The sequence below is a fragment of the Paraburkholderia sp. Cy-641 genome, assembly GCF_011752945.1.
Lineage (GTDB): Bacteria > Pseudomonadota > Gammaproteobacteria > Burkholderiales > Burkholderiaceae > Paraburkholderia.
Genome location: NZ_VWWM01000044.1, coordinates 36,082 through 61,536, shown reverse-complemented (window position 1 = coordinate 61,536; position 25,455 = coordinate 36,082). Strand labels below are relative to the sequence as shown.

Here is a 25,455-nt window from a genome sequence, read left to right as displayed (position 1 = left end):
AGGGGCTGCACATTCCGTGCAGCCCTTTTTGTTTATATCAACCATCCATACAGGGAACCATATGATCTCGATTCAGGCATTGCGGGAGCAGCGCAACGCGATTGCAAAGGATATGCGCAATCTGCTCGATAACAATCCGGACGCCAAGTGGAAGGAAAACGACTGCCAGGCGAAGTGGGACGAACTGGATGCGAAGCTCGTCGATATCGATGCACAGATCACGCGTGAGCAACGCATGCTCGACGCGAACGCCGAAGACCGCTTCAATGCGCTGGCCGGCCAGGGGCGTGACCGCGGTGATCGTGGCGCTGACCGTACTGCCGCTCAGGACATGTACGCGCGCTGGCTGCGCGGCGGCAACGAGGCGTTGTCGGCGGCGGAGTGGACTGCGATCCGTAACACGATGAGCACCGATACGCCGGCGCAAGGTGGCTATACGGTGCAGACCGATATCGCGAAGACGGTCATCGAAGCACTGAAAGCGTTCGGTGGCATGCGGTCGGTGTCGGAAGTGTTCACGACCGCGCAAGGCAATCCCATCGAATTTCCGACGAGCGACGGTACGGGCGAAATGGGTGAAATCGTCGGGCAGAATACTGCTGCGAACGCGCAGGACCCGTCGTTCGGCGCGGTGCCGCTGCCGGTCTACAAGTACGGCTCGAAAATCGTCGCGGTGCCGATCGAGCTCTTGCAGGACTCGGAAGTCGACATCGAGACCTTCATTCGCAATCGTCTTGGCGTCCGTCTGGGCCGCATCACGAACAACCATTTCACGGCCGGTGACGGTACGAACAAGCCCAAGGGGCTGTTCCCTTCGCTGTCGGTTGGCGTGGCTGCGGCGGCGGGCGGTGTGAGCACGGTGACGTACGACAATCTCGTTGACCTGCAGGAATCGATCGACGATGCCTACGCCGGCACGAACTGCAAGTGGATGTTCCATCAGTCGACGCGAAAGGTAATCCGCAAGCTGAAGGACACGGCGGGTCGCCCGATCTGGATGCCGAACTATGACGACGGCATCACGAAGGGTGTGCCCGATCAGCTGCTCGGTGCGGATATCCAGATCAATAACGATGCGCCCGTTCTCGGCGCGAACAATACACCAATCGCATTTGGCGACTTCTCCTACTACAAGATTCGCGACGTGATGGGTCTGACCATGTTCCGCTTCGCTGATTCGGTGTACGCGTCGAAGGGACAGGTCGGCTTCCTTGCATGGATGCGCTCGGGTGGTGTGTGGACCGACGTCGGCGGCGCCGCCAAGACCTTCCAGAACGCGGCGGCCTGATTCCGGCGATGTGCGTGCAGTGTGCAGCACGGTCTGCACACTGAATTCTCCTTCCGTATGCTCATGAGGGCCGTATGGCTAACAAAAATGTACTCGTTCGTGTCCTGCAGGCAGTTCGTATTCATGCGACCGATTATTCCTGCAATGACGTTGTTTCGATGCCTGCCCGACTGGCAGCTGCGCATGAGAAGTCTGGAAGCGTTGACCCGGACCCGGATGCTGTTGCGTATGCGCGCACGGCACTTGGTCGCGCGCCGATCGAGCATATCGTGCCGGAAGGCGCGGCTCTTCTCTCTGCAGATTCGCAATCGCCGGCAACCGATGGTGATGCGGCGGTATCGACGCAAGGTGCAACGAACGGACAGGCAGACACTCAAACCGACAGCGGAGCGGCGGCAGGCGCAGCTGGCGAGTCCGCGAAGGCGCAACAATGACATTCGGCCTCTCCCGTGTCGCGGGGGATGAGGTCAATGAGCCTGTCAGCCTCGCCGACGCGAAGCTCCACCTTCGCGTTGACGTGGATGACGACGACGATCTGATCGGCTCGATGATCACGTCTGCCCGTACGTCATGCGAGGCGAGAATGCAGCGAAGCATTTTGCCGCAGTCGTGGACGCTGACCCAAAGTAGCTTTGGGCATTCGTGGTTCGAGAACCACGACGTGCCGCACCGCTATGGCCTGGTGTTCAGCCCCGACTGGTATCGCATGCATTCTTGTCGTCACACTGACTCCATCGTCCTGCCGCATCCGCCGATCCGCTCGGTCGATTCTGTGCAGTACCTCAATCCGGATCATCAGCGCGTGCCGCTTGACCCGACCGCATACCGGCTGGCTGTAATCGGCGAGATGCTGGCGTTGCTCAGGCCCGTAGGCGCGGCGTGGCCGCGAACGGCTCACGAGCCTGACGCGGTCATTGTCACGTATTCGGCTGGCTGGGTTGAGCCGGCTCAAATACCGGCGCCGATCATCAGCTGGATCAAGCTGCGCATCGGCGCTCTGTACGAGAACCGCGAAGAGTACTCCGCTGGCCAGCCGGTCCCCGAGCTGGGGTTTGCTGATCGGCTTCTCGATCCCTACAGCATTCCGGTGGTGTGACATGCGGGCAGGAAAACTGAACAGGCGCGTCTCCCTTCAGAAACGAGGGGCGGCCCGGGATACTGCCGGGCAGCCCCTCGTCGACGGATGGACGGAAATCGCGCGGCTGTGGGCCAATATCCGTTACCTCAATGGGCGTGAGTACGCTACATCGGACACGAAGGTGAGTGGCGCCACCGCGAGTATCCGTGTCCGCTATCGAGCAGACCTTGATGCGACTCTGCGTATTGTTTATCGGGACGCCGTTTTCAACATCCTCGCCGTGCTGCCCGATGAGCAGGATCGCGATCACGTCGATCTGGCGTGCAATACGGGTGTGAACGACGGGTGACCGCACATTGGCTGTGACCGTTCGGGGACTGATATGGCAGCAAATACCAAAGGTTTTTCCGAGTTTGCCGCGATGCTTCGCGGCTTGCCGGCGCAGTTGGGTGAGGGGCCACTACGTTCGGCGGCAGTGGCAGGCGGCACGATCCTGCGCGACGAGGCGGCCGCGCGGGCTCCCGAGGGTGAAACGGGCAACCTTAAGCGCGCACTGTATCTGAAATTTATCGAAGAAAAATCGAGCGATACGCGCAAGGTCTATTACGTCAGCATTCGTCAGGGCCAGAAGCCGAAAAAAGGCGAGGACGGTCCCAACAACGCGGCCTATTACGGTCACATGGTGGAGTTTGGGCACTGGTATGTGCCGCCGAAACCCAAGGGTGTCCGATGGAAGACGCATCGCGCGCAGCATATCGGCAAAAAATGGGTGTCTGCAAAGCCATTTTTGCGGCCGTCGTTTGAGGCGCGGCGACTGGATGTGATCGAGGCCATGCGCGAACGCCTGAAAGAAAGGTTGCTGGAGATATTCGCGAGGTGATGACTTGCTCGAAGAAGCTGTGTTTTCCGCACTATCTGTGCTGGCCGATGGTCGTGTATATCCCGACGAAGCGCCCGAGAGCACGCAACGACCATTCATTACGTTTCAGGTAGTAGGTGGACGGCCCAACGTTGTAATGGCTGGTCCTGCCGCAGCGCGTAACGCTCGTGTGCAGTTCAATGTGTGGGCGGAGACGCGTCTGGGAGCTACGGCTCTGATGGAGCAACTGCGTGTGATCGTATGTGACCGGTCGGCAGCTGGTGCGTTGCGGGGCACACCACTTGGCGAGCCGGTATCGCTGCACGAAGACGATACAAACTGGTACGGCTCCCGAATGGATTTTTCTCTCTGGTATTCGTTGCGCGTGCCTGACTGACATATCGGGATTGGATTTAGGTGTTTTGTGTGCCTGCGTTTTCGCAGGCATTTTTTTTGGAGAGTGCATATGGCTGATCAAGCAACCGTAGCGGAGTACACGCCCGTCGAGGGCATGGACCTGCAGATTTCCACCACGACGTCCACGGACCTCGACAGCACGACGCTGGACTGGGCCGACCTCGGTGTCACGATCAAGCAGCCGCAGTATCAGGGCGCGGCATCGAGCAAGATCGACGTCACGACCATCAAGTCGCGCGCGAAGGAATACGCGCTTGGCCTCAGTGACCCGGGCACGTTCAATATGTCCGGTAACTGGAAGTCGACGGACGCGGCTCAACAGGTATTGCTGGCGGCACACGAAGACAAGCAGCCGCGTGTGATCAAGGCGACGTTTCCCGACCAATCGGTTTTCGTGTTCTCCGGCCTCATCGACCAGTTCAGCTGGTCGGCCAACGTGGACAACGTGGTGACCGGCACTTTCAACGTGCAGGTCACGGGTAAGACGAAGCTTGTCCAACCGCCGGCGCCGGGAGGTGACCAGGGATGAACGCACTCGATCTGAGAACCGCGCTGCTGGCTCCCACTGCGGGATTCCGGCGTGACGACACCGTAACGATTGCCGGCAATGCGGTGGTCGTGCTCGAACCGTCTGCAGGTGACTGGCGCTTCGCTGCGGACAAGGCGCGGGAGTGGCTGGGCCTGCCCGAAGACGCAGACCAGGCGGCGATTAACGAGGCAGCGAAGGGCGATGCCGGCAAGGGGCTCGATGCGGCGCTCGTAGTCCGGGTGCTCTGCGACCCATCCGGCTCTCGCGTTTTCGAGGACTCGGACGCCGAAACCATCCGTGTGCAGTGGGGGCCGGAGTTCGCGCGCGCAGTCAGCCGATCACTGCGGCTGGCAACGCTTGATTCGGCAATGCCCGTCACGGATGCAAAAAACGTCTCGCCCGAGACACAGGCCGCCAGTTCCTGATCACGCTGGCACTGCGTTTCGGGCGAACGCCCGATGAGCTCGAACGCACGCTAACTGCGCGCGAGTTCATCGAGCTACAGGCATTCGATCAGGGCTCGCCACTTTCCGAGTGGCGCACCGATTTCAACGCGGCATCGATCGTGAGCGCGATCTACCGTGCTGCCGGCGCGAAGGGCGTCAAGGTCGCCGACTGCATGCCGCCGTGGCAATTGCCGCAGGCCGGGAAATCAAGGCGGCAAGCGGCGTCCGGTATGGCTGCGTTCAAGAATTATCTCCTGTCGAAACTGGGTAAAGCATGAGTGACGAAGTCGGCAAGGCAGTACTGAGCGTCGAAGCGGATATCGATCAGCTCGACGTCAATTTGCGGCAAGGCGCCGCAGCGGTCGAGCAGTTCGAGCGCACGGCGAAGACGTCCGCCAGCAATGCGTCCGACTCCATCTCGACGATTGGCACGGCTGCGGGCGATACCGCCGACCGGGTGAGCGTAGCCGGCCAGCGCTTGCTCGCATCGCTTGAACGACAGGCGATTCAGGCGACAGAGGGCAAAACGGCATGGCTGGAACTGCGTGCCGCGCAGCTCGGCGTGAGCGATGCGGCCGCGCCGATGATCGCGCAACTGCGCGCGGCGGAGGTTGCAGCCGCCGCTAATGCAGCGTCGTTCGGCAATGCTGCGATGACGTCATCGCGACTCGCGGAAACCGAAGATCAGGCAGGCGAACGTATTCGCCTGATGGTCTCACGCTCGCTGGAACAGGTCGACGCGATGAATGCGATGGCCGACTCGGCGGACCGCGCGGCCGCAAGTGTGGCACGCGTGGGTGGTTCGTCGGCGCCGTCACGTACGGCATCGGAGCTCGTGCCGGCGGAGTCGGCCGCCGGGAGCGCCACGGCTGGTGGCGCAGCAGCGGCCAGCGTTGCCGCACTTCTGACGCAGCTCGATCCAGTCGCGAAGAAGCTTGATGCGCTCGACACAATCGAGGAGCAGCTCCGGTCTTCGTTCAAGGCGGGAATCGTTGATGCGGGCACGTACGCCGCGGCGCTGGGGAAAATCGGTTCTCAGCGTGATGCCATTGCGAAGGTGGCCGAGAGCGCCGAAAAAGGCGCTGGCATGATGGGCAACCTCGGTCTGGGAACGAAAGCCGCAACATCCGAGCTGATAGTGCTGGGCCGAGAAGCAGCAAACGGCAACTTCAGCCGGCTCGGCACGTCCCTGTCGATTCTGGCCCAGGACATGGGGCTGCTGAAGTACCTCTTCACGCCGGCCGCCGCCGCGATCCTGACTGTCGGCGCGGCGGTGGGTGTTGCGGCCGTCGCATTCGCTGACTACGAAAACAAGGTCACCGCGGCGAACACAGCGATTATCGCGTCGGGAAACTATGCCGGTGTGACAGCCGGGGCGCTGTTGCAGATGGCCGACCGGCTCGGCGCATCGACGGGCCGCACCGGCGATGCGGCAACGATCCTCACGAAGCTCGTGTCGTCGAGCCACGTTTCGCAGTCGGCGCTCGCGGACCTCGGGCAGGCCGCCCTCGATATGTCGATCGTAACCGGCGAGGGCGCGGATAAGACCGCTGACTATTTTTCGAAGATTGGCGACGGCGCCGGCAAGCTCGCATCGGACGTTATCGACAGGTATGGCCTGATCAGCGAGGCGACGTACGAGCGTATCGCCGACCTGGAAAAGCAGGGCGACGAAGAGCGTGCGCAGGACGTCCTCGCCGAGGCGTTGAAGGACGCCGCCCAGAAGCGCCTCGCGGACCTGAAAGGCAGCGTCAACGAAATCCAGAGCGCGTGGGACGCGGCGCGGATCGCGGCGCATTCGGCATGGCAGGGCTTTTCTGAGGGTGTATCGGGTGCAACCGGCACGCTGACGCCGGAGCAGGAGTTGCAGTCCCGTGTCGACTGGCGCAACGGGAATCTCTCTTCGACGAATTTCGGTCTTTCGTTGCATGACGCATTCTCGGGAGATAGCAACGAATCACGCATTGCGCAGTTGCAGCAGCAGGTCGAGCTTGCGAAGGAGCATGCCGCGCAGCAAAAGCTGGATGCGGATGCAGCGAAGGAAGGCAAAGTTGCTTTCGATGCCCTGACCAAGGCGGTCACTGCAGCAGAAACGCCAGCGCAAAAGCTGCACGATGCACAGCAGAAGATCATTCAGGACTGGGACGCGCTCTCGCGTACCAACCCGAACAGCGATTTTCTGAAGTCGCACACGTTGCAGGGTCTTCTCGATGCGACAGCGGCTGCGCAAAAGCATGGTGGCGGCAACGGCCAGAACGTCATCAATCAGCAATTGCGCGACCTCGACGATCAATACAAGGCGCGCGAAGATGCATTGAAGACGTCGCTCGACCACACAAAGAGCCTGCGCGAACAGGGTCTGATCTCCCTGCAGGCGGACCTGCAGCAGGAGCATGATCTGCGTGCTGCGGCACTTTCCGACCAACTGGCGATCACCCAGAAGGCTGAGGAAGTCGCCGCCGGCAAAAAGCAACTTTCCGCACTGCAGAAGTACCAGGATCAGGAAAAGAAAATCCGCCAGGCGATGGTCGACAACGACCAGAAAACAGCGGACGACATCGCGGCGGCGTATTCGAAACAGCAGGCCGCGGTGCAGGCGTACACGCAGGCGTTGCAGGTGCAGTTGCAGGTCCAGCAGAACGCCGTCGATATCAACGTGCAGTCGGTCTCGCGGGGCTCGGATCAATCCGATCTGGCTCGGCAGGTCAACCAGATACAGCAGCAATACGCGGATAAGGCGCGGCAGCTCGCTCAGCAACTGGGTAAGCCGAACGGCATTAGTCAGGAGCAGTACGACGAGCAACTGGCGGCGCTGCAGAAATGGCAGTCGTCGGCTGTTGGTATCGTGACGAACGGCCACGAGGCGATGCTTGCCGCTGAGGGCAACTGGGCCAATGGCGCGAATCGCGCGCTCGAAGATTACGAGGCGAAGGCAGGCGATGTCGCGAGTTCGACGGCGCAGGCATTTACCGACGCTTTCTCCGGCATGGAAGATGCGCTCGTGCAGTTCGTGTCGACTGGCAAGCTGAATTTCAGCAACCTTGCGACGGGTATCGTCGCCGACATCGCGCGTATTGAGATCAGGGCGGCGGAATCGAAGATTCTCGGCTCCGGTGGGCTCGGTTCTTTTATTGCCCAGTTTCTGGGCTCGGCTGGAAGCTCGACGTCGTCCCTGATGGGCGTCAACAGCGGGTTTGAAGGTGGTCTTTCGTCGGGCCTGAGTAGCGTTTCCTCGGTTAGTCCGTACGTATTCCATCTGGCCGGCGGTGGCCCCGTGTATGGGCCTGGCACGCCAACGTCTGACTCCATTCCCGCGTGGCTGTCGAACGAAGAGGGTGTCCTGAATGCGCGCGGCATGCGGGCTCTGGGTGGGGCGTCCGCGCTCAATCAGCTGAATGCCGGACAACCTATCGCGAGCTGGAAGCATTTTGCGGATGGGGGAGCCGTGAGCGGACCGGACGATACGGCGCTTGGGGGCGCCGGCGACGTCACGGTGAACATCATCGGTGGCCAGCAACCGGATGAAGTCAAGAAAAGTCGGACTGCATCAGGCGGTACGCAGGTTGACCTGATCTATCGCCAGTTGCGTGGGCAACTCATGCGGGACGCTGCCGAAGGTGGGCCGCTATCCCGCGTGTATGAGCGCACGTGGAGTCTCAATCGAATGTCGGGGAAATAATGGCCGATCTTCCTGTATGGCCGGCTACGCTGCCGGCCGCGACCGCCAACAGTTATGGCATCACGCCGGGTACGCCCTACGCCGCTACCGATATGGATAGCGGTCGCAGTCGGCAGCGTCGCCGCTTTACGCGTGTCCCGTCGACGGTCGACGTCGTCTGGGCGATGTCTCGAGATCAGTACGCCGTGTTCGAGGCGTTTCTGGAGTACGACATCGGTCTCGGAACGGACTGGTTTCAGATCGAGCTACTGAACGGTGTCGGCGTTTCGACGGTGGTCGCGCAATTCCACGGCGACCCGCCGTTCAAGCACTCAATACTCGATGGTTCGCCCGGCTGGCATCAGGTGACCGCGACTCTGAAAACGCGTCGTCTGCCTGTCATGACGGCTGACGAATATGGGGTCGCCAAGGTGTACCCGGCGAGCGAGATTGCGAGCCTGTCCGATCTGCTTCATCAGCTAGTGCACGTCGATTTGCCCGGTCCCATGAGGTGGTTCTGATGGCAACGCTCAGTGAAGCACTCGCCGAAGTCTATGCGAGCAATCCGAAAGATGACTTTGCGCTCAACACGCTGGAAATCCGGCATCCGACATTTGTCGATGACGACGGCAATCCGGCGCCTATTCGTGTGGTTGCCGATCATGTGCCGTTGACGGCCACGCTCGAAGCCGATGCGCCGCTCAATCCTGGCGCACCGGTTGAATTTTCCGCGATGGCGTTCGGCTTCAAGCTGCCGACCACGGAAGAGGGGCAGGCCCCGCAGCTCGATGTGACGCTCGATGGTGTCAGCCGGGATGTTGTCGCGCACTTGGAGAACGCGGTCGCGCAAACGGCGCAGATCGAGGTGACCTACCGGCGATTCCTTGCGGCGAATCCGGCTGCAGGGCCGCAGGACGGCGAGCCGCTAACGCTCTACGCCTCGAAGGCCAATGCGACGCTCACGCAGGCAAAGATGAGCGCGACGCTGACGGATATCCACAACAAGGCGTACCCGTCCCGGACATATACCGCGACCGAATTTCCGGGGCTCAACCGATGACGGCTGACGAAGCGAATAGCTATATCGACCTGCCATGGGTCAGCGGTGGTCGTGGCCCGGCCAGCTTCGATTGCTGGGGGCTGCTTCTCTGGGTGCAGCGCCTGCATTTTGGCATTCAGTTGCCTGAGCGCGCGGGCTCGCCCGACGAAATGCGCGCGCTCTATCGCGGCGAACTGCAGAGCGGCCGCTGGCGCATTGCGCCTCGACCGCTTCACGGATGCGGTGCACTGCTGCGTGCCGGCGATCAACCGCACGTCGGCGTGTATCTCTGCCATGACGGCGGCGGTGTGCTGCACGCGACCGAAGGCGTGGGCGTCATTTTTACGCCCCGACAATATCTGAGATCAATGGGGTATCCACGTGTTACTTGGTACGAATTCCTACAGTGCAACGATAGTCCACGCGCGTAATCCCTTTTGCCATGCGCTCGATCGTCGGGTCGTGCAGATCGAGCGGCCGATGACTGTGCTGGAATGGTTCGATGCGGAGCGTATCGACAGCCAGCGCATGGTGGTAAATGTCGACGGTGACTACTGGTTGCGCGCGCAGTGGGATACGTCAATTCCGCACGGCGCGGTCGTAGTAATGATGCCGGTGGCCGGGAATGGCGGCGGATCAAATCCGCTGCAGGCAGTCCTTCTGATCGCGGTAGCAATTGCTTCGATTTATACCGGTGGTGCGGCCGCTGCGGCATATGGCGGCGCTGCTACTGCAGCGGGTGCGGCAGCCGGTGCAGCTGCAAGTCTCGCGGTTACAGTGGCTGGTTCGATGCTGGTGAACGCCATTGTGCCGGCCGCGAAGGTCGATCCATCCGTCACGGGCACGTCAGCAAGCCCGACGTATGGTTTGCAGGGCGGCGGCAATACTGCACGGCTGCTTGATGCGATGCCGGTCGTGTATGGCCGCATGAAAGTCACGCCCGACCTTGCCTCGCAACCTTATAGTGAATATGCGGGCAATGATCAGTATCTGTATGAATTGTTCTGCATCACGCAGGGCGAAATCGAGATCGAGTCGATCCTCATCGGCGATACCTCGATCGCGAACTTCAGCGAAATCGAGTATGAAATCGTCGGACCCAATCAGCCCGTTACGCTGTTTCCGGACAATGTCGTAACGAGCACCGAGGTCGCGGGCGTCGAGCTGCAGGCGCCGAACGATAGTGGTGACTGGGTCGGCCCATATACGGCCAATCTGGCCGGCACAACCGCGAATTTCATCGGTCTGGACCTGACGCTGCCTTCCGGGCTGTTCTATGCCAACGACGATGGCTCGCTCGGCTCCATCGCGTTGACGTTCGAAGCGCAGGCTCGCCCGATAGACGATAGCGGCAATGCGGTCGGTGACTGGATCGAACTCGATCTGCGTGAATTGCGCATGGCGACCGCACAACCACAGCAGATGAGCTACCGGTATTCAGTGCCGTCTGCTCGTTATGAGGTGCGCATGCGCCGCACTACGGACCTGAATTCGGATACCCGTGCGCAGAATCGCGTGCAATGGGTGGCGATGCGGGCGTATCTGCCGAGCGAGCGCTATTACGGTGATTGCACCCTGCTCGCAATGCGGGCGCGCGCAACGAACAACCTGAACAATTCGACCGCGCATGACGTCAACGTGATCGGCACTCGCAAGCTGCCAGTATGGAACGGCGTGTCATGGAGCGACCCGCAGCCTACCCAATCAATCGCCTGGGCTTTTGCAGACGCGTGCCGGAACACGACGTACGGTGCCGGACTTGCCGACAGGCGCATCGATCTGGAAACGCTGCTCGAACTCGACGCGGTCTGGTCGGCCCGCGGCGACGGGTTCAATGGCGTATTTGATTCCAAAGGTACTTTCTGGGATGCGCTCACGACGATAGCCGCAGTCGGTCGCGCCATTCCGATGTATCTGGCGAGCGTGGTAAGCCTCGTGCGCGACGAGATCAAGACCGTGCGCACGGCTGTATTTACGCCGGACAACATCCTGCCGGGCTCGTTGTCGATCGATTACGCGTTTTATGCGGCCGACACGCCCGACCACGTCGTCGTGCAGTACATGGACGAGGATACGTGGTCGTGGCAGGACGTCGCATGCATTCCGACCGGCTCGTCGGCGCTGACGCCGAGCACGCTCAAGATAGTCGGTGTCACGAAGCGGTTGCAGGCATGGCAGATCGGAATCTATCGAGCATACGCGAATCGGGACCAGCGAAAACAGGTGTCGATTTCCACCGAGCTTGAGGGCTTCATTCCCCGCTACGGCGATCTCGTGGGCGTGTCACACGATCTGCCGCAGTGGGGGATATCCGGCACGGTCGACGGCGAGATCGACGGTGTAGTGATGGTCGATCAGCAGCTCGAATGGACGGCCGGAGCGCAGCACTACGTCTATTTTGTGTTGCCGAATGGCTCGCCTACAACTGCGATACGTGTGACACAACCTGCGGCCGACGACGGTATGATCATGCAACTTGTCGATCCTTTGCCGGACGATTTCTATTTCAGCGATGGCTTTTCGTCGGAAGCAACGCGCTTCGCGTTTGGGCCATCGATCGATCGTGCGATGCAGGATGTCCGATTGATCTCGGTGACGCCGAGCGATACGAACCAGGTTGATCTGGTTTTCGTCAACGCAGCCGATAGCCCGCACCTCGCGGAAACGCAGCAGTCGCCGCCGGGGCCTGTTTCGCCGTCGACGTTGCCCGGCATCATCCACGCACCGGTCATTGCCGAGGTAACGGCGGATTCGAAGATCACGCCCGGATATGTGTCGGTTACGGCGTCCCCGGCTGCAGGCGCGGTCACCTACGAATTTCAGGGAAGTCTCGACGGCGGCAGTACATGGGTGACGCTCGGCACGTCATCGAGCAACGTGCTGACGGTGCAAACCGCGTTGGGAGCGTGGGAGTTTCGGGTGCGTGCTTTTGGTGCGAGTGGTCTGGCTGGCCCGTTTGCAATATGGACGGGCACGATAGACGAGTTCAAGTATCCGCCGGCGCCCCCCGTGCTCACGTTGCGCGAGCCGTTCTCCGGAAACGATCTGTCGATCGAAATCCAGCGCCTGCAGGACGTCGATTACTTCAATGTCGACGTGGTGGTCGGCGGCGTCATCAAGTACGAGGCAACGATCACCGCGCAAAACTTCACGTGGTCTCTCGATCAGGCGAAGCAGTATGGAGCCGTCGCTTCCTCGTTCGACATCAGGGTGACCGCAGGGAACATTGCGGGGCTCGGCAACCCGGCTTCGATCACCGTCGCGAGCGTGGCGCCCCCGGCGCCAACCGTAGCGGTGTTCGGCACGGAGGCTGGCGACACAGTTACTTTGAATATGAGCGTCGCGGATTACCCGAATCTCGCCGGTTACCGCGTGATCGGTCCGGATGGGAGTGTTGCCTACGACGGCTCCTACTACAGTTGCTCCGTGCCGCAGGACGGCCAAACCTACACGGCATATGCCTATAACGCATGGGGCGGCACGTCTCCGGGCACGCCAGTTGTAGCGACGCCGCCGGGCAGTGGTGGAGGTGCTGGTGACGGCGGTGGCCCGGCATAACCAGCAAACAGAAGAGACGACGGCTGCGTAATCGCGGCTTTTTTTATTTCTATCGGGAATCCAGGCATGACACTTACCACCGTACAGAAGATTGACCGAATCTCGGTCGATGCCGATCTGTTACATGACGCAATTCACGGGCCTGCGACAGGCGATGGCAGCATGGTCCAGACGGACAATGGCGAGGTTCCGACGTATGCGAAAGTGGCGAACGACTTCGCGACGGACGGGGCGGCTGCTATTGCTGCATATGTGGCTGATGGTAACGAGTCGATGGCCACGATGGAGGCGGCGGCCACGGCGGTGCGGGCAAGCATTGGATATGCGGTGCCCGTCCCCTATGCGGCTGGTATTCCGATGACAGCGGCAACGCAAACCGTCTCATACGCCGGCCTGACTTATGCGCCGAATCAGGGCGATCTTCCCTTCGTGACCAGTGGTGTATTCGAAGCCGCGAAGTTCAGGCTGATTCAGGGTGTGGCTGTTGCCGATCTCGCGGCTCCCGGGGGGGGTGCATTAGTGGGATGGAAGCAGAACGGCGCCGGAGCCATCGCCATGACGATGCAGGACAAGGAGCGCCAGAATGTTGATGTCGCAGACTTTGGTGCAGTTTCTGGCCAGGACTGCTCAGCCGCTGTGCAAGCCGCGATCAACTATCTCGAAACACTGGGCGGCTATGACGTAAGCGACTCGGGGGGCGTGATCGAATTTGGACCCGGCATCTTTTATGTAAGCAACATCGTCATGACGAAGGCGGGAATCCGTTGGAGAGGGAAAGGCAACGTAGCGACATTGATTGCGAATAGCAGTCCAACAGACCCGATGATTTCGATCTATCAGGGCGATCCGAACGCCGGAACCGTGGTCTGGGGCAACCAGTTCGAAAGCCTTCAATTTCGCAATACGGTGACGCGCTCAGATGGTGCTCCCTTTCTTATTCAGGCCACGCACTCGCTGCGCATGAGCTTTGTGAATGTCGACTTCGTCTCGTCAGCGATAACGAACGGCGCACGTGGCGCACTCAAGTGCGACTTTGTTAAAACCGATACGTTTGAGTCTCGATTTAGTCACTGTTCATGGTGGGGCGTCCTCGGGTGTGCGATAGAAATCCCGGATGGACAGCAGTCGGACACGAATATTTTTGATCATTGCACCTGGTTTTACTGCTCTCTCGCGGGTGCATTTTTCCTCGGCAATGTTTCTGGCAGCAACAATCTCCAGTTCGTGTCCGGGAAGGTGCTCGGCGCGCAAGGTGGAGGCTATGTTTCGTCGGGTAACGATCAGTACGCGAACACGACCGCGGCGGCGTCGTCGAATGGAAACACCATAACGGTAGCCAATGCGACCAACTTCGCGCCGAATCGATGCGTGGTCGTAGGGCAGAACAGCGCGTCCGCCAGCTACGCGTTTGTTAAGTCGGTGGCTGGTACGACGATTACGCTCGACCGGCCGATCGCAGTTAATGCCGGCGATACAATCGTCCACGGGACTCTTGGCTTTGTCATGGGTCACACTCATTCGACGAAATGGCAAGGGGTGCAATTCGAAGCGCTTGATGTAGGCGTCTATTCCGTAGGCGGTACCATGCACACAATTGAGTCCAGTAGCTTCAATTCGTGCGCTCGGGGTGTGTTGCTAAACAATCAGTTTCGCTATTTGAGGCTGGCGCATTGTTTTCCTACGACAATCGGAACGCCAAAGAATGGAGTCGGTTGGCAGCTTGTCACTGTATTGAGCGTAACTGACTCCGGAAATCTCATCGTGATCGAAGATTGTGACGCGGCGGGTTCCGGCTATATCGGTGCGAGCGTGCAAACGCTCGTTGTCAACAACAGCGGAATCAACTTCGGCATGCTGTTTCGCGATCGCGCCGCACGGGTTCAGCACGTGGGCAACGCAGCCGCAGTTACGTTTAACGATACTGCATTCCTTAATTTCAATCGATCCAGTACTGCGGCCCTCACGCGCATAACGTGGCAAACGGCCAGCGTCACGCAGTGGTTTCTAGACAATACCGGCACGAATGGCGATCTACGCCTGACCATGAATGGAAAGGCAGCCTCCATATCTTTTAGCGGTGCAAATGGCATCCCGCAGATCGGCGACGGCGTCTGGAACAGCCTCCCTATGCGGCTGGGGGGGTACTACCTATGGATCGACTCATCCGGGCGGCTGCGGATTAAAAACGGCTCACCGAGCAGTGACACAGACGGCGCGGTTGTTGGCGCTCAATCCTGAGTGAGGAAACTATGGCTCTAAAAAAGACGATTATCTATAAGACGATCAATTTGCCGGATGCATACCTTCGTGTCGTGTGTCCCCAGTTTGATCTCACGAAGAAGACCATGTCGTTTGGGGTGTGGGCGTTCGCTTCGCAGGACGCGGCCGGCGATTGGAATAATTCCCTGGACGGTGCAGCGACCACATATGCGGATGTACCGTACGACATGGCAGGTGCAAACGCGTATGAACAGGCTTATACCCATCTGAAGTCGTTGCCCGACTTTGCAGGGGCCGTCGACGTATTGGAGGTAGGACAGCCGTCTTGAATGCTGTCGATGGATAAACGGGAATCGCGTCTGATCGACATGACGCGTGAGAATTTTCAGAAAGCCGCCTTATGGTGGCTTTTTTATTTGGGGGAAACGGATGCAGGAGCACGAAAAAACCTTTCTGGAGCTACTGGTCATGGGCGCACTGATTGGAATCGCAAAGTTACTTGTCAGCAGCGAAACGCCGACGTTTCGGCTGATACTGGGTCGCGCGGTACTCGGCTCGGCTACTTCGACGGTGGCCGGTGTCGCGCTCGTGCAGATACCGAACCTCGATCCACTCTCGCTGATGGGGATCGGCAGTGCGCTTGGCATCGTTGGCTCTCAATACATCGAACTGCTTTTTCGCAAGCGCGCGAAGGCGATTATCGGAAAGGGTGACGCATGAGCACATATGACGCTGTCCGGCTGAAGGCAGAACTGACGCGCGATGAGGATCGGCGGTCGCGCATTTACACCGATACGGTCGGCAAGGTGAGCGGGGGAATCGGCCGGAATCTCACGGACAACGGCTTCAGGGATAACGAGATCGATCTGATGTATCAGAACGACATTGCCGAAAGCGAAGCATTTCTCGACAGGAGTCTCACATGGTGGCGCGGCCTGGACGATGTGCGTCAGCGCGTCATGATGAATATGGCGTTCAACATGAGTTCGCGGCTACTCGGCTTCCCGAAATTTCTTGCTGCGGCGAGGCAGGGCAACTGGTCGGCCGCATCGGATGAAATGCTCGATAGCGTCTGGGCAAAGCAGGTCGGCGAGCGCGCACAACGACTCGCGCAGATGATGCTCACCGGCGTGTCGAGCGGCAGCCCGGGCGCTTGAATCCATATTCGCAGTTCAACCGGGCCGCCATGAGCGGCCTTTTTTATTGGAGGATCGTTGAATGACCGTCAGGCAGAAAATTGTCGTGGGTGCGATCGGGGCTGCAATCGTTTTGCTCCTGATGCTGTTGTGGGCTTTTTTTGCGTGGTTTGGCAAAACCCCGATCGACCCGTTGATCAACCAGATCGGCGCACTGATTACGATCGTCGTTGGGCTCATTGCCGCTTTCTTCGGCCATCAATCGGCCGTGTCGCGGCCGCCAGCGCTGGACGCTCTCCCGGTTCCCGGCGAGGCCGCGTCAACACTGACGGCTCCGCTGCCCGTCTCGCTGGTTGCAGGCGCTTCTCCCAGTGAAGCGCCTGCACCGCCAGCAGCACCGGCCGCAGCCGCGCCGACGTTGCAGTGACACGCCTCCTGTCGGCCTTCCTGGTTGCCTCGCTGGCTGGCTGCACGCTCATCGAACACGTGCAGGTTCTGCCAATCCTCAACCCCAACACAGATGACGTGTCGTGCTGCGTCGCGTACGCGGAGATTCTGCCGTCGACGCGGCTTTCACTATCTGTCTCGAAGTCCAATGCCGGCGTGAAGGTCAAGGCCGGTGCGAAGTGGAAGTTCTAGCCTCGTAGTCCATCGCCGCGTTCGCGGCACTCAACCTCAAAGGTACTTTATGAAAAAGCTCATGCTGCTCGCGGCAGGTATTGTCCTGTGCGCAATTTCTTTCGCTGGCTGCACGCCGGCTCAGCAGGCCGACGTGGCATTCCTTGCCGCGACTGCAAAAGCGAAGGTGACGAAGGCGTGCGGCGTCGTGCAACCGGCGCTGCTCGATCTCACGGCGATGATCCCGGCCGACCCCAATCTCGCATTGCTCACGAAGGACAATGGCAAGCTATGCGACGCGGTGGCGACGCTCGATCCGACGAACGTGCAAAGCCTGGTGGACACGATCATTCCGCAGGCGCTCGCTGCTGTATCACTCCTGCCTCTCGATGGTGCGACCCAGGCCGCAATCCGCGTGGCATTGGGCGCCGCACAGCTCGCCCTGTCGAACTGGCTGACCGCGCATGGGTCCTCGTTGTCGACGGTGGCTGCGGCATTGCCTGCATCCGCGGTATCGGCCGCGTCAGCGACGGCGGCATCGCAATGAGGCGGCCACTCCGTGTCGCGCTAAGCGGGTCGGGTTTCCGGCTCGCCGCGCATCTGGGGGCACTTCAGGCGATTGCGGATGCGGGGTTTGAGGTGATCGAGCTGGCCGGCACATCCGGCGGCTCGATCGTCTCGGCGCTGTACGCCAGCGGAATGAGCCTGTCCGACATGCACGAGCTCTGCATGATGCTCGACTGGTCTCCGATGATGCGGTTTTCGGGGTGGGGCCTGATTCGGCACCAGGCGCTGTGTTCGGGCGACGCGCTGCTCGACTATCTGACCGAGGCGACTCGTGGTCGCACGTTCGCGCAGCTCGACGTCGACCTCAAGATCGTGGCGGCCGATCTGCTGACCGAGCGGGAATTTGCGTTCAGCGCGGTATTTACGCCCGACGTGCCGATCGCAGTCGCTGCCCGGGCGAGCGCGTCAATTCCGTTGGTCTTTCCGCCGGTCGAGTCGTCAGGTGCGCTGCTGGTCGACGGCGGGACGTGCAACAACGTGCCCGCGAGCCGGCTGACGGTCGACGACGTGCCGCGTATTGGCATTTATCTCGTGTCCGACGATGAGCCTTTGCCGGCTGGCAGGCGATATGGGCCGGCGGCGCTGCTGCCGCGCGTGATCGACCTGATGCTGGCCGCGAACGAGGGCGCGCATAACGATCTCGCGGAGCAGGGCGGGGCGACGATTGTGCGCGTGCCGACCGGATACGCGAGTTCGTTCGACCGGAATATGGCGCCGGCGACGCGCGGGCGTTTATACGATGATGGGTATGTCAGTACGGCAAACGCACTTGCGCGCCTCTCGCTGCCAGTTGTTGCTTGACTAGCGCCGCTGGCCTGCTCGTAGTGGGCCAGCGGTTCGTCACTCATGCGGTCTTCTGCAGCCGCTCCTGGCTTGGGCATGGAATCCATTTCCCATTGTCGAAGTACATCCGCTGCCCTCCAACAGACGAGAAATATCTGTTATCAAGCGCGCTGTTCTTCTGGATCACTTTCTGCTCGCCCGCGACAACAACCGAATTGTCGGGAACATCCCTGTGGACAACCGCATTAGCGCCGATTCGAACGTTGTTTCCGATGACCACGTTGCCCACAATCTTGGCGCCAGCGCCTATATAGACGTTATTGCCGATGGTCGGAGCGCCATTGCGCGCAGACCCAGAAAGGGTGATTGAGCCGATCGTCACCTGCTGAAAAATCACGCAGTTTTGCCCGATTTTTGCATCGCCAGATATGAATATGCTCTTCATTCCATGAGGAAAACATGGCTCGCCAGCGAACGATGAGTTCCACGCCACGGAACTGTTGTTCTCGTACTGATAAAGCTGGTAGACAAGTCTCGCCAGCTTTGAAGAAAAGCCGTTGCGACGGCGATAGCAAATCGTTTTGAGATTCCAGATTGATCCAAATGGCGCCGCCAAAAGTCGTCCGAGCATTTTTATGTTTTAACAATCAGATATTCGAGGGGGCAGTCGCTTTTCGATTTCCGTGATGCTGTAAGTTTCTAGCTTGGAATGATAGCGAGAAGCGTGCCAATACAAATCCATCTGTTTATTCAATTAGACGGCCGTAGGCATTGTTGCCTGACCTATAACGTTCCCGTAACGTTATGCTACGTCGTTACGAATTCGTAAGCCACATTATGCGAAATCAATACGGCTTCTGAATGGGAAGCAGGAAAAGTGAGTTTGCTTAGCTGTCCAGCGTGGCGCTTGGTGCTACAAAGAAAATGGAATTCCTGCAAACCCCAATTTTGTCAGGGCCTCGGTAGCGATTCGGGATTTTCGAGTCTTCTGCGGTCGCGCCGACCCTCTTCTTCATATGCCACCGCTTTGGTGTCTCTCGCGTAGTCCCTGTCTTGTTGCTACGGCGCGTCGGTCAGCCAGGAAGTGGCAGATTCTGATCGGCAGCGCCGTTGAGGTCGATTTCCTCGGCCGCATGCCAATCGCCTGTCTTGCGGTTGATGAGCAGCATTCGTGTGCTGCCACGTTTGGCCACAAGTGTTACGCCAATTAGTCCTTCATCTGCGTCCGGCGAAAAGCCGGACATTGAGATTACGATACGTGAGAACGTGTCGGCGACCAGTTGTCGCGCCTTCATTCTCGCGTCGTAGTCCAAGCTTTCAACGCCCTTCACAAGAGTAGCCCAAGCATCTGCCGCTGCCGGCGCTTCGGTAGTGTTCAATGCTGCGAGCTGGTTTTCAATCGTTTCCGCTTCTCGCTTTTCGATCTCCATCTGCGCTTCCATGTCGCGCAGCCTGCGGATCAAAGCTACGGGCGCGTCGCCTTCATCGGAGAGCAGCGCGTCGGTTGCTCGCTGAATCTTTGTCTCAATGTCTGCTATTCGCTGCCGTGCGCCAGTGAGTTGCGCTGAAAGCGAACTGGCACCGTCGTCGCCTTCGAGCAGGCGCGTCAGATTGATCTGATCAGCACAAAAGAGCATTACCGCGTTTTCGACGGGCACGACACTGCAACTGCCGCTTTCCCGGCATCCCTTACTGGTGCTGTACGTCACGCAGTGCAAACGTCGATGGCCCGGTGCTGGCCGTCCGTCAGGCATGCGTTTTCGGCTCATAAGGTTCTGGGCCGCGATGGGCGCCCCGCAGTAGCCGCAGTAGGTGATTCCCAGCCCGGTAACAACGCCTGGTATTTCACCTTTGCCCTTGCGGCGGTGCCGCTGGTCAGCTAGATAGCGCAGATCAGCGAACTCGGTTGGAGAAAGAATGGCCGGATAGTAACTTTCCAGGCGATATGTTTCGCCATCGAGCTCGACCGATTTTTCGCCAAGGAGCATCCGGTTAGCCAGCACCTTATATATATGGGACGCTTGAGTCTGCCCGGATGAACCGATTTGTAGGCCGCGATCAACGAGTGCCCGAAGCGTTCGCACGGCGCCGTGCCCGTCTCGAAACATCGAGATCACCAGTTTCACTGCCTCGGCCCGCTCGGGGATCAGTTCGAAGCCGCCGGTAGCTGCTGGGCGCACCCACTGCGGGTCTTTGCCGACCCGGATCGGCGTCCGCGAGGTGCCGGCAATCCATGCCTGACACTGCCTGCGAATCGAAGCCTTGACACGCTTACTCTTTGTGTCGGACTCCTCGTGCGCGCGAATCATCACGAGTAGGCTGTATACGAGGTCCATCGGCTGCGCCTTCAGCCGCTCGCGGTTATAGGCTCTCCCGTCGCTTGCGGTCACGACAGTAATTCCTGCGTTGACGATCTGGGCGAGTTGCGCTTGCGCCTGGATTGGCTCTGCACGGCTCAGTCGATCAAGGCCCTCGACGACCAGTACCGAGCCAGAGGGCACCTGACCGTCTTCCACCGCGCGTAGGAAGACACCCAATGCGCCTTGCTTAACGTGGCGCTGGTGGTACGCTGACAACCCTTCGTCTCGGAGAGATAGGGTCGCATCAAGCTCCATTTGGTGCTCAGCGGCCCAGCGGTTCGCGTATTCAACTTGACGGTCGATACTGCCGCCGGCCGCTTGTTTTGGGTCGCTGAACCGCAAATAGCTGTAAACTCTCGCCTTTGTTGCCATGGCCTCTCTCAAAATGTCCCCGAATTCTGCCGCAAACCCGCGTATAGGTATAGTATCCCTCGGGTGCCCCAAAGCCCTCGTCGATTCCGAGCAGATCATCACCCAGCTGCGCGCCGAAGGTTATGAAATCTCCGGCACCTACGACGGCGCGGATCTCGTGGTCGTCAACACCTGCGGTTTCATCGACGAAGCCGTGCAGGAAAGCCTCGACGCGATCGGCGAAGCGCTTAGCGAAAACGGCAAGGTCATCGTGACCGGCTGCCTTGGCGCGAAAAAGAGCGCGAGCGGCTCGGGGCTGATCGAGGAAGTGCATCCGAAGGTGCTGGCCGTGACCGGTCCGCACGCGGTCGGCGAAGTGATGCAGGCGGTCCACAACCATCTGCCGAAGCCGCACGATCCGTTCGTCGATCTCGTGCCGGCCGCGGGCGTCAAGCTCACGCCGCGCCACTACGCCTACCTGAAGATTTCCGAGGGCTGCAACCACCGCTGCACGTTCTGCATCATCCCGTCGATGCGCGGCGATCTCGTGTCGCGCCCGGTCGCCGAGGTCATGCTCGAAGCGGAAAACCTGTTCAAGTCCGGCGTCAAGGAACTGCTCGTCATCTCGCAGGACACGAGCGCCTATGGCGTCGACGTCAAATATCGCACCGGCTTCTGGAACGGCAAGCCGATCAAGACGCGCATGACCGACCTCGTCGGCGCGCTCGGCGAACTCGCCGCGCAATACGGCGCGTGGGTGCGTCTGCATTACGTGTATCCGTACCCGAGCGTCGACGAAGTGATTCCGATGATGGCCGAAGGTCCGTACAAGGGCCACGTGCTGCCGTATCTCGACGTGCCGTTCCAGCACGCGCATCCCGAAGTGTTGAAGCGCATGAAGCGTCCGGCCAATGCCGAGAAGGTCATGGAGCGCGTTAAGGCATGGCGCGAAATCTGCCCGGACCTGACTATCCGCAGCACGTTTATCGCGGGCTTCCCCGGCGAGACCGAGGCGCAGTTCGAGACGCTGCTCGATTTCATCCGCGAGGCGGAGCTCGACCGCGTGGGCTGCTTTGCCTACTCGCCGGTCGAAGGCGCGAGCGCCAACGAGCTCGACGGCGCGCTGCCCGACGAGGTGCGCGAGGAGCGCCGCGCGCGCTTCATGGAAGTGGCCGAGCAGGTGTCGGCCAAACGCATCGCGAAGAAGGTCGGCAAGACGCTGAAGGTGCTCGTCGACGAAATCAACGCCGACGGCGGCATCGGCCGTACCGCGGCGGATGCGCCGGAAATCGACGGCGTCGTCTATATCGCGCCGACCACCAAGGCGTCGAAGCGCTACAAGGTCGGCGATTTCGTCTCCGTGAAGATCACCGGCGCCGACGGTCACGATCTGTGGGGCGAGGTCTGAGCGATGACGGCAAACATGGCGGCAAATCGGACACCGGAGATCCTCGCGCTCGGCGAGGCGATGATCGAATTCAACCAGTCGGCGAAGGATCAGCCGAACTATCTGCAAGGCTTCGGCGGCGACACCTCGAACTTCTGCATCGCAGCGTCGCGCCAGGGCGCGAAGACCGGCTTCGTGTCGGCGGTCGGTGCCGATCACTTCGGGCGCCTGCTCGTCGATCTGTGGCAGCGCGAGCAGGTCGATACCTCGTGCGTGCGCGTCGATCCGCAGGCGCCGACCGGCGTCTATTTCGTGTCCCACGGTCCGAACGGCCACGCGTTCGACTATCTGCGCGCGGGCTCGGCGGCGAGCCGCTATGCGCCGGCCGATCTGCCGCGCGAGGCGCTTGCGGCGGCCAAGGTCGTGCATCTGTCCGGCATCAGTCTCGCGATCAGCGTGAGCGCCTGCGATGCCGCGCTCGAGGCGATCGCATATGCGCGCGCGAACGGTGCGCGCGTGAGCTTCGACACGAATCTGCGCCTGAAGCTGTGGCCGCTCGCGCGGGCGCGCGCGGTGATGCTCGAGGCGATCCGTCAGACCGACATCTGCCTGCCGAGCTGGGATGACGTGACCGAACTCACGGGCCTGACGGGCCGCGACGAGATCGTCGATTTCCTGCTGTCGCACGGGCCAAGCGTCGTTGCGCTGAAGCTCGGCAAGGACGGCTCGTATATCGCGACGCCGAACGAGCGGCGCGTCGTGCCGGGGCACGTCGTCAATGCGGTCGATGCGACCGGCGCGGGCGACTGCTTCGGCGGCGCGTTCATCGCGCGCATCGTCGCCGGCGACGATGCGTTTGCCGCCGCGCGTTATGCGAACGTCGCCGCGGCGTTGTCGACGCAAGGTTATGGCGCGGTCGCGCCGATTCCGTCGCGTGAGGCGGTGGAGAAGCTGCTGGCGGGTTGAGCATCACGAAGCCGCGGGGGGGCCGCGAGCGCCATGTGCGGCGTCGCGCGGCAGGCGGCACCTGATGCCGCAAGCGAGGCAGTAAGCGAGGCGACAAGCGAGGCAGCAGAATCATTCGAAGAGACCGGAACAGGAGCGAGCGATGCAACGGGACGTAGTGGTGGTAAGCGGCGTGCGCACGGCAATCGGCGCGTTCGGCGGCAGCCTCAAGGACTTTGCGCCGACCGATCTCGGCGCGCGCGTCGTGCGCGAGGTGCTTGAACGTGCGAGCGTGTCGGGCGACGAAGTGGGGCACGTCGTGTTCGGCAATGTCGTGCACACCGAGGCGAAGGACATGTATCTCGCGCGCGTCGCGGCGCTCAACGGCGGCGTCGCGCAGCATACGCCCGCGCTGACCGTGAACCGCCTGTGCGGCTCGGGCCTGCAGGCGATCGTCTCGGCCGCGCAAAGCGTGCTGCTCGGCGACGCCGACATCGCAATCGGCGGCGGCGCGGAGAACATGAGCCGCGCGCCGTACTCGATGCCGGCCGCGCGCTTCGGGCAGCGCATGGGCGACGCGCGCCTCGTCGACATGATGGTCGGCGCGCTCAACGATCCGTTCCAGTCGATCCATATGGGCGTGACGGCCGAGAACGTCGCGCGCCAGTACGACATCTCGCGCGACGCGCAGGACGCGCTTGCGCTCGAATCGCACCGCCGCGCGGCGCACGCGATCACGAACGGCTACTTCAGGGAACAGATCCTGCCGATCACGATTCCCTCGAGGAAGGGCGACGTCGTGTTCGACACCGACGAGCACACGCGCATGAACGCATTGGCGGAAGACTTCGCGAAGCTGAAGCCGGTGTTCGCAAAGGAAAACGGCACGGTGACGGCCGGCAACGCGTCGGGCATCAACGACGCGGCCGCCGCCGTCGTGCTGATGGAGCGTGGCATCGCCGAGAAGCGCGGCGTGAAGCCGCTGGCGCGGCTGGTGTCGTATGCGCATGCGGGCGTCGATCCGGCGTATATGGGCATCGGGCCGGTGCCGGCGAGCCGCAAGGCGCTCGAACGCGCGGGCCTTACCGTCGCCGATCTCGACGTGATCGAGGCCAACGAGGCGTTCGCCGCGCAGGCCTGCGCGGTCAGCAAGGAGCTCGGATTCGATCCGGCCAGGGTCAATCCGAACGGCTCGGGCATTTCGCTCGGCCATCCGATCGGCGCGACCGGTGCGTTGATTACCGTCAAGGCGTTGTATGAATTGCAGCGTATCGGCGGGCGCTATGCGCTCGTCACGATGTGCATCGGCGGCGGGCAGGGGATCGCGGCGATCTTCGAGCGTCTCTGAGGTCGAGCGGCACGCCGTCGCCGGCAGGGTAGGAAGCAGGATCAGGCAACAAGGGTGAAAAGGATGCGGGAATCGAAAGCGACGCAGGGCTCGCCAGCGAGCATGTCGAGGGATAGCGCGGCGCGCACGGCAAGACGCGCGCCGCGGCAACGCGCGAGGGTGATCGCGGCCGTAGCCGCGCTGCTGTGTGCGGGCACGGTGCTGTGGATGCCGTCGCAGGCATGGGCGGAAAGCGATGCGGTCAAGGCATTGGCGGCGCCGCCGCCGATCTCGTTGCCGCTCAAACCGAGCCCGGAGTTCGCGAAGTTTCCGCGTTATGCCGGCACGCTCGGCAAGCGTCCGATCGTGCTGCGGCTCGGCCCGAAGACCGACGATCCGTCCGGCGTGCACGGCGAGTATCAGTACGGCGATACCGGCGAGGTGATCCTGATCGCCGGCGACCGCACCGATGACACGCTCGAAGTCGAGGAGTCGAACGACGGCACGCATATCACCGGCAACTGGGTCGGCAAGTTCGGCGCGGATGGGGCGCTCGAAGGCGAGCGCATGAATGTCGACGATTCCGATCCGCAGCCGTTCGATCTGAAGCCGCTGGCGGTGGGGCAGGCGGTGCCGGTGGCGGGGGCGGCGGGTGTAGCCAATGCAGCCGCGCCGAAGCCGGCTACCGTGCCGCAGCCTGCGGCGAACGGTGCGCCCGCGCCGGCTGCGGGTGGTCATGCGGTCGGCGGCGTCAGCAACCTGCAAACCGGCGATTGATGTTGCCGTTGGCCCTGTTGCCGGACGTGTGCGGTATAGGCAGCCTATGTCGCGTAGGCTACTCGGGCCGCCTCGGCCGCTCACCCCGCGCACGTTGCTCGCATCGCGCGTC

The 25,455-nt window shown here is 61.1% G+C and carries 28 protein-coding genes; 26 read left to right on the top strand and 2 right to left on the bottom strand.

Features of this window, described 5'->3' with window-relative positions; all coding sequences use genetic code 11:
- Positions 1–61 precede the first annotated feature (61 nt).
- The 22 genes from F3J20_RS22545 to F3J20_RS22440 all read left to right on the top strand — a co-directional run bounded on the left by F3J20_RS22545 (position 62) and on the right by F3J20_RS22440 (position 18,214).
- Complete coding sequence (locus tag F3J20_RS22545) at positions 62–1,288, top strand: phage major capsid protein (RefSeq protein ID WP_205299357.1); 1,227 nt, start codon at positions 62–64, stop codon at positions 1,286–1,288.
- 74 nt (positions 1,289–1,362) lie between these two features.
- Positions 1,363–1,722 (top strand): hypothetical protein, encoded by a 360-nt coding sequence (locus F3J20_RS22540; RefSeq protein ID WP_167284559.1) that lies wholly within the window; start codon positions 1,363–1,365, stop codon positions 1,720–1,722.
- Positions 1,719–2,384: a head-tail connector protein gene (locus F3J20_RS22535; protein WP_167284558.1), complete on the top strand. Its 666-nt coding sequence runs from the start codon at positions 1,719–1,721 to the stop codon at positions 2,382–2,384. Before F3J20_RS22540 ends, F3J20_RS22535 begins: the two co-directional genes overlap by 4 nt.
- Positions 2,341–2,715 carry a phage head closure protein gene (locus F3J20_RS22530; RefSeq protein ID WP_240162871.1) on the top strand — a complete coding sequence of 125 codons (375 nt, stop codon included), beginning with the start codon at positions 2,341–2,343 and terminating at the stop codon, positions 2,713–2,715. Before F3J20_RS22535 ends, F3J20_RS22530 begins: the two co-directional genes overlap by 44 nt.
- A gap of 33 nt (positions 2,716–2,748) precedes the next feature.
- Complete coding sequence (locus F3J20_RS22525; protein WP_167284556.1) at positions 2,749–3,246, top strand: HK97 gp10 family phage protein; 498 nt, start codon at positions 2,749–2,751, stop codon at positions 3,244–3,246.
- A 4-nt stretch (positions 3,247–3,250) separates the two neighbouring features.
- Complete coding sequence (locus tag F3J20_RS22520; RefSeq protein WP_167284555.1) at positions 3,251–3,622, top strand: DUF3168 domain-containing protein; 372 nt, start codon at positions 3,251–3,253, stop codon at positions 3,620–3,622.
- 69 nt (positions 3,623–3,691) lie between these two features.
- Complete coding sequence (locus F3J20_RS22515; RefSeq protein WP_167284554.1) at positions 3,692–4,171, top strand: phage tail tube protein; 480 nt, start codon at positions 3,692–3,694, stop codon at positions 4,169–4,171.
- Positions 4,168–4,596, top strand: a complete 429-nt coding sequence (locus F3J20_RS22510; RefSeq protein ID WP_167284553.1) for a phage tail assembly chaperone — start codon at positions 4,168–4,170, stop codon at positions 4,594–4,596. The genes F3J20_RS22515 and F3J20_RS22510 overlap by 4 nt, the downstream gene beginning before the upstream one ends.
- Complete coding sequence (locus F3J20_RS22505) at positions 4,593–4,895, top strand: DUF4035 domain-containing protein (RefSeq protein WP_205299358.1); 303 nt, start codon at positions 4,593–4,595, stop codon at positions 4,893–4,895. The genes F3J20_RS22510 and F3J20_RS22505 overlap by 4 nt, the downstream gene beginning before the upstream one ends.
- Positions 4,892–8,296: a phage tail tape measure C-terminal domain-containing protein gene (locus tag F3J20_RS22500; RefSeq protein ID WP_167284552.1), complete on the top strand. Its 3,405-nt coding sequence runs from the start codon at positions 4,892–4,894 to the stop codon at positions 8,294–8,296. The genes F3J20_RS22505 and F3J20_RS22500 overlap by 4 nt, the downstream gene beginning before the upstream one ends.
- Positions 8,296–8,796, top strand: coding sequence for a hypothetical protein (locus F3J20_RS22495; RefSeq protein WP_167284551.1), 501 nt, complete (start codon positions 8,296–8,298; stop codon positions 8,794–8,796). Before F3J20_RS22500 ends, F3J20_RS22495 begins: the two co-directional genes overlap by 1 nt.
- Entirely contained in the window at positions 8,796–9,335 is a 540-nt protein-coding gene (locus F3J20_RS22490) for a DUF1833 family protein (RefSeq protein WP_167284550.1), read from the top strand. The genes F3J20_RS22495 and F3J20_RS22490 overlap by 1 nt, the downstream gene beginning before the upstream one ends.
- Complete coding sequence (locus tag F3J20_RS22485; RefSeq protein WP_167284549.1) at positions 9,332–9,745, top strand: NlpC/P60 family protein; 414 nt, start codon at positions 9,332–9,334, stop codon at positions 9,743–9,745. Before F3J20_RS22490 ends, F3J20_RS22485 begins: the two co-directional genes overlap by 4 nt.
- Positions 9,746–9,776: 31 nt before the next feature.
- Positions 9,777–12,872, top strand: coding sequence for a host specificity factor TipJ family phage tail protein (locus F3J20_RS22480; protein ID WP_167284548.1), 3,096 nt, complete (start codon positions 9,777–9,779; stop codon positions 12,870–12,872).
- Positions 12,873–12,938: 66 nt separating this feature from the next.
- Positions 12,939–15,110: a hypothetical protein gene (locus F3J20_RS22475; protein WP_167284547.1), complete on the top strand. Its 2,172-nt coding sequence runs from the start codon at positions 12,939–12,941 to the stop codon at positions 15,108–15,110.
- An 11-nt stretch (positions 15,111–15,121) separates the two neighbouring features.
- A complete protein-coding gene (locus tag F3J20_RS22470; RefSeq protein WP_167284546.1) occupies positions 15,122–15,421 on the top strand; it encodes a hypothetical protein in 300 nt (99 codons plus the stop codon).
- A gap of 100 nt (positions 15,422–15,521) precedes the next feature.
- Positions 15,522–15,812, top strand: coding sequence for a phage holin family protein (locus F3J20_RS22465; RefSeq protein WP_167284576.1), 291 nt, complete (start codon positions 15,522–15,524; stop codon positions 15,810–15,812).
- Positions 15,809–16,249, top strand: coding sequence for a glycoside hydrolase family protein (locus F3J20_RS22460; RefSeq protein WP_167284545.1), 441 nt, complete (start codon positions 15,809–15,811; stop codon positions 16,247–16,249). The genes F3J20_RS22465 and F3J20_RS22460 overlap by 4 nt, the downstream gene beginning before the upstream one ends.
- Positions 16,250–16,310: 61 nt before the next feature.
- Positions 16,311–16,655 (top strand): hypothetical protein, encoded by a 345-nt coding sequence (locus tag F3J20_RS22455; RefSeq protein WP_167284544.1) that lies wholly within the window; start codon positions 16,311–16,313, stop codon positions 16,653–16,655.
- Positions 16,652–16,867, top strand: a complete 216-nt coding sequence (locus F3J20_RS22450) for a hypothetical protein (protein WP_167284543.1) — start codon at positions 16,652–16,654, stop codon at positions 16,865–16,867. Before F3J20_RS22455 ends, F3J20_RS22450 begins: the two co-directional genes overlap by 4 nt.
- Positions 16,868–16,916: 49 nt before the next feature.
- A complete protein-coding gene (locus F3J20_RS22445) occupies positions 16,917–17,393 on the top strand; it encodes a hypothetical protein (RefSeq protein ID WP_167284542.1) in 477 nt (158 codons plus the stop codon).
- Positions 17,390–18,214, top strand: coding sequence for a patatin-like phospholipase family protein (locus F3J20_RS22440; protein WP_167284541.1), 825 nt, complete (start codon positions 17,390–17,392; stop codon positions 18,212–18,214). The genes F3J20_RS22445 and F3J20_RS22440 overlap by 4 nt, the downstream gene beginning before the upstream one ends.
- 43 nt (positions 18,215–18,257) lie before the next feature.
- Here the strand turns inward: F3J20_RS22440 and F3J20_RS22435 are convergent, their stop codons facing one another.
- Positions 18,258–18,827, bottom strand: a complete 570-nt coding sequence (locus tag F3J20_RS22435) for a serine acetyltransferase (protein ID WP_167284540.1) — start codon at positions 18,825–18,827, stop codon at positions 18,258–18,260.
- Positions 18,828–19,269: 442 nt separating this feature from the next.
- The gene (locus F3J20_RS22430) at positions 19,270–20,928 is read right to left on the bottom strand and encodes a recombinase family protein (RefSeq protein WP_205299356.1); all 1,659 of its coding nucleotides are present in this window, start codon (positions 20,926–20,928) and stop codon (positions 19,270–19,272) included.
- A gap of 13 nt (positions 20,929–20,941) precedes the next feature.
- Between F3J20_RS22430 and rimO the strand changes: the two genes are divergently transcribed.
- The 4 genes from rimO to F3J20_RS22410 all read left to right on the top strand — a co-directional run bounded on the left by rimO (position 20,942) and on the right by F3J20_RS22410 (position 25,343).
- Complete coding sequence (rimO, locus tag F3J20_RS22425) at positions 20,942–22,315, top strand: 30S ribosomal protein S12 methylthiotransferase RimO (protein WP_240162870.1); 1,374 nt, start codon at positions 20,942–20,944, stop codon at positions 22,313–22,315.
- Positions 22,316–22,318: 3 nt separating this feature from the next.
- The gene (locus F3J20_RS22420; protein ID WP_167284537.1) at positions 22,319–23,260 is read left to right on the top strand and encodes a sugar kinase; all 942 of its coding nucleotides are present in this window, start codon (positions 22,319–22,321) and stop codon (positions 23,258–23,260) included.
- A 142-nt stretch (positions 23,261–23,402) separates the two neighbouring features.
- Positions 23,403–24,587, top strand: coding sequence for a beta-ketothiolase BktB (bktB, locus tag F3J20_RS22415; protein WP_167284536.1), 1,185 nt, complete (start codon positions 23,403–23,405; stop codon positions 24,585–24,587).
- A 102-nt stretch (positions 24,588–24,689) separates the two neighbouring features.
- Entirely contained in the window at positions 24,690–25,343 is a 654-nt protein-coding gene (locus F3J20_RS22410) for a hypothetical protein (RefSeq protein ID WP_167284535.1), read from the top strand.
- Positions 25,344–25,455 lie beyond the last annotated feature (112 nt).

Excerpts from the sequence above, each read along its gene's own strand:
- F3J20_RS22545 (WP_205299357.1), top strand. The coding sequence starts at position 62 with ATGATCTCGATTCAGGCATTGCGGGAGCAGCGCAACGCGATTGCAAAG.
- F3J20_RS22540 (WP_167284559.1), top strand. The coding sequence starts at position 1,363 with ATGGCTAACAAAAATGTACTCGTTCGTGTCCTGCAGGCAGTTCGTATT.
- F3J20_RS22535 (WP_167284558.1), top strand. The coding sequence starts at position 1,719 with ATGACATTCGGCCTCTCCCGTGTCGCGGGGGATGAGGTCAATGAGCCT.
- F3J20_RS22525 (WP_167284556.1), top strand. The coding sequence starts at position 2,749 with ATGGCAGCAAATACCAAAGGTTTTTCCGAGTTTGCCGCGATGCTTCGC.
- F3J20_RS22515 (WP_167284554.1), top strand. The coding sequence starts at position 3,692 with ATGGCTGATCAAGCAACCGTAGCGGAGTACACGCCCGTCGAGGGCATG.
- F3J20_RS22510 (WP_167284553.1), top strand. The coding sequence starts at position 4,168 with ATGAACGCACTCGATCTGAGAACCGCGCTGCTGGCTCCCACTGCGGGA.
- F3J20_RS22500 (WP_167284552.1), top strand. The coding sequence starts at position 4,892 with ATGAGTGACGAAGTCGGCAAGGCAGTACTGAGCGTCGAAGCGGATATC.
- F3J20_RS22495 (WP_167284551.1), top strand. The coding sequence starts at position 8,296 with ATGGCCGATCTTCCTGTATGGCCGGCTACGCTGCCGGCCGCGACCGCC.
- F3J20_RS22490 (WP_167284550.1), top strand. The coding sequence starts at position 8,796 with ATGGCAACGCTCAGTGAAGCACTCGCCGAAGTCTATGCGAGCAATCCG.
- F3J20_RS22485 (WP_167284549.1), top strand. The coding sequence starts at position 9,332 with ATGACGGCTGACGAAGCGAATAGCTATATCGACCTGCCATGGGTCAGC.
- F3J20_RS22475 (WP_167284547.1), top strand. The coding sequence starts at position 12,939 with ATGACACTTACCACCGTACAGAAGATTGACCGAATCTCGGTCGATGCC.
- F3J20_RS22470 (WP_167284546.1), top strand. The coding sequence starts at position 15,122 with ATGGCTCTAAAAAAGACGATTATCTATAAGACGATCAATTTGCCGGAT.
- F3J20_RS22465 (WP_167284576.1), top strand. The coding sequence starts at position 15,522 with ATGCAGGAGCACGAAAAAACCTTTCTGGAGCTACTGGTCATGGGCGCA.
- F3J20_RS22460 (WP_167284545.1), top strand. The coding sequence starts at position 15,809 with ATGAGCACATATGACGCTGTCCGGCTGAAGGCAGAACTGACGCGCGAT.
- F3J20_RS22455 (WP_167284544.1), top strand. The coding sequence starts at position 16,311 with ATGACCGTCAGGCAGAAAATTGTCGTGGGTGCGATCGGGGCTGCAATC.
- F3J20_RS22445 (WP_167284542.1), top strand. The coding sequence starts at position 16,917 with ATGAAAAAGCTCATGCTGCTCGCGGCAGGTATTGTCCTGTGCGCAATT.
- F3J20_RS22440 (WP_167284541.1), top strand. The coding sequence starts at position 17,390 with ATGAGGCGGCCACTCCGTGTCGCGCTAAGCGGGTCGGGTTTCCGGCTC.
- F3J20_RS22435 (WP_167284540.1), bottom strand. The coding sequence starts at position 18,827 with ATGCTCGGACGACTTTTGGCGGCGCCATTTGGATCAATCTGGAATCTC.
- F3J20_RS22430 (WP_205299356.1), bottom strand. The coding sequence starts at position 20,928 with ATGGCAACAAAGGCGAGAGTTTACAGCTATTTGCGGTTCAGCGACCCA.
- rimO (WP_240162870.1), top strand. The coding sequence starts at position 20,942 with ATGTCCCCGAATTCTGCCGCAAACCCGCGTATAGGTATAGTATCCCTC.
- F3J20_RS22420 (WP_167284537.1), top strand. The coding sequence starts at position 22,319 with ATGACGGCAAACATGGCGGCAAATCGGACACCGGAGATCCTCGCGCTC.
- bktB (WP_167284536.1), top strand. The coding sequence starts at position 23,403 with ATGCAACGGGACGTAGTGGTGGTAAGCGGCGTGCGCACGGCAATCGGC.
- F3J20_RS22410 (WP_167284535.1), top strand. The coding sequence starts at position 24,690 with ATGTCGAGGGATAGCGCGGCGCGCACGGCAAGACGCGCGCCGCGGCAA.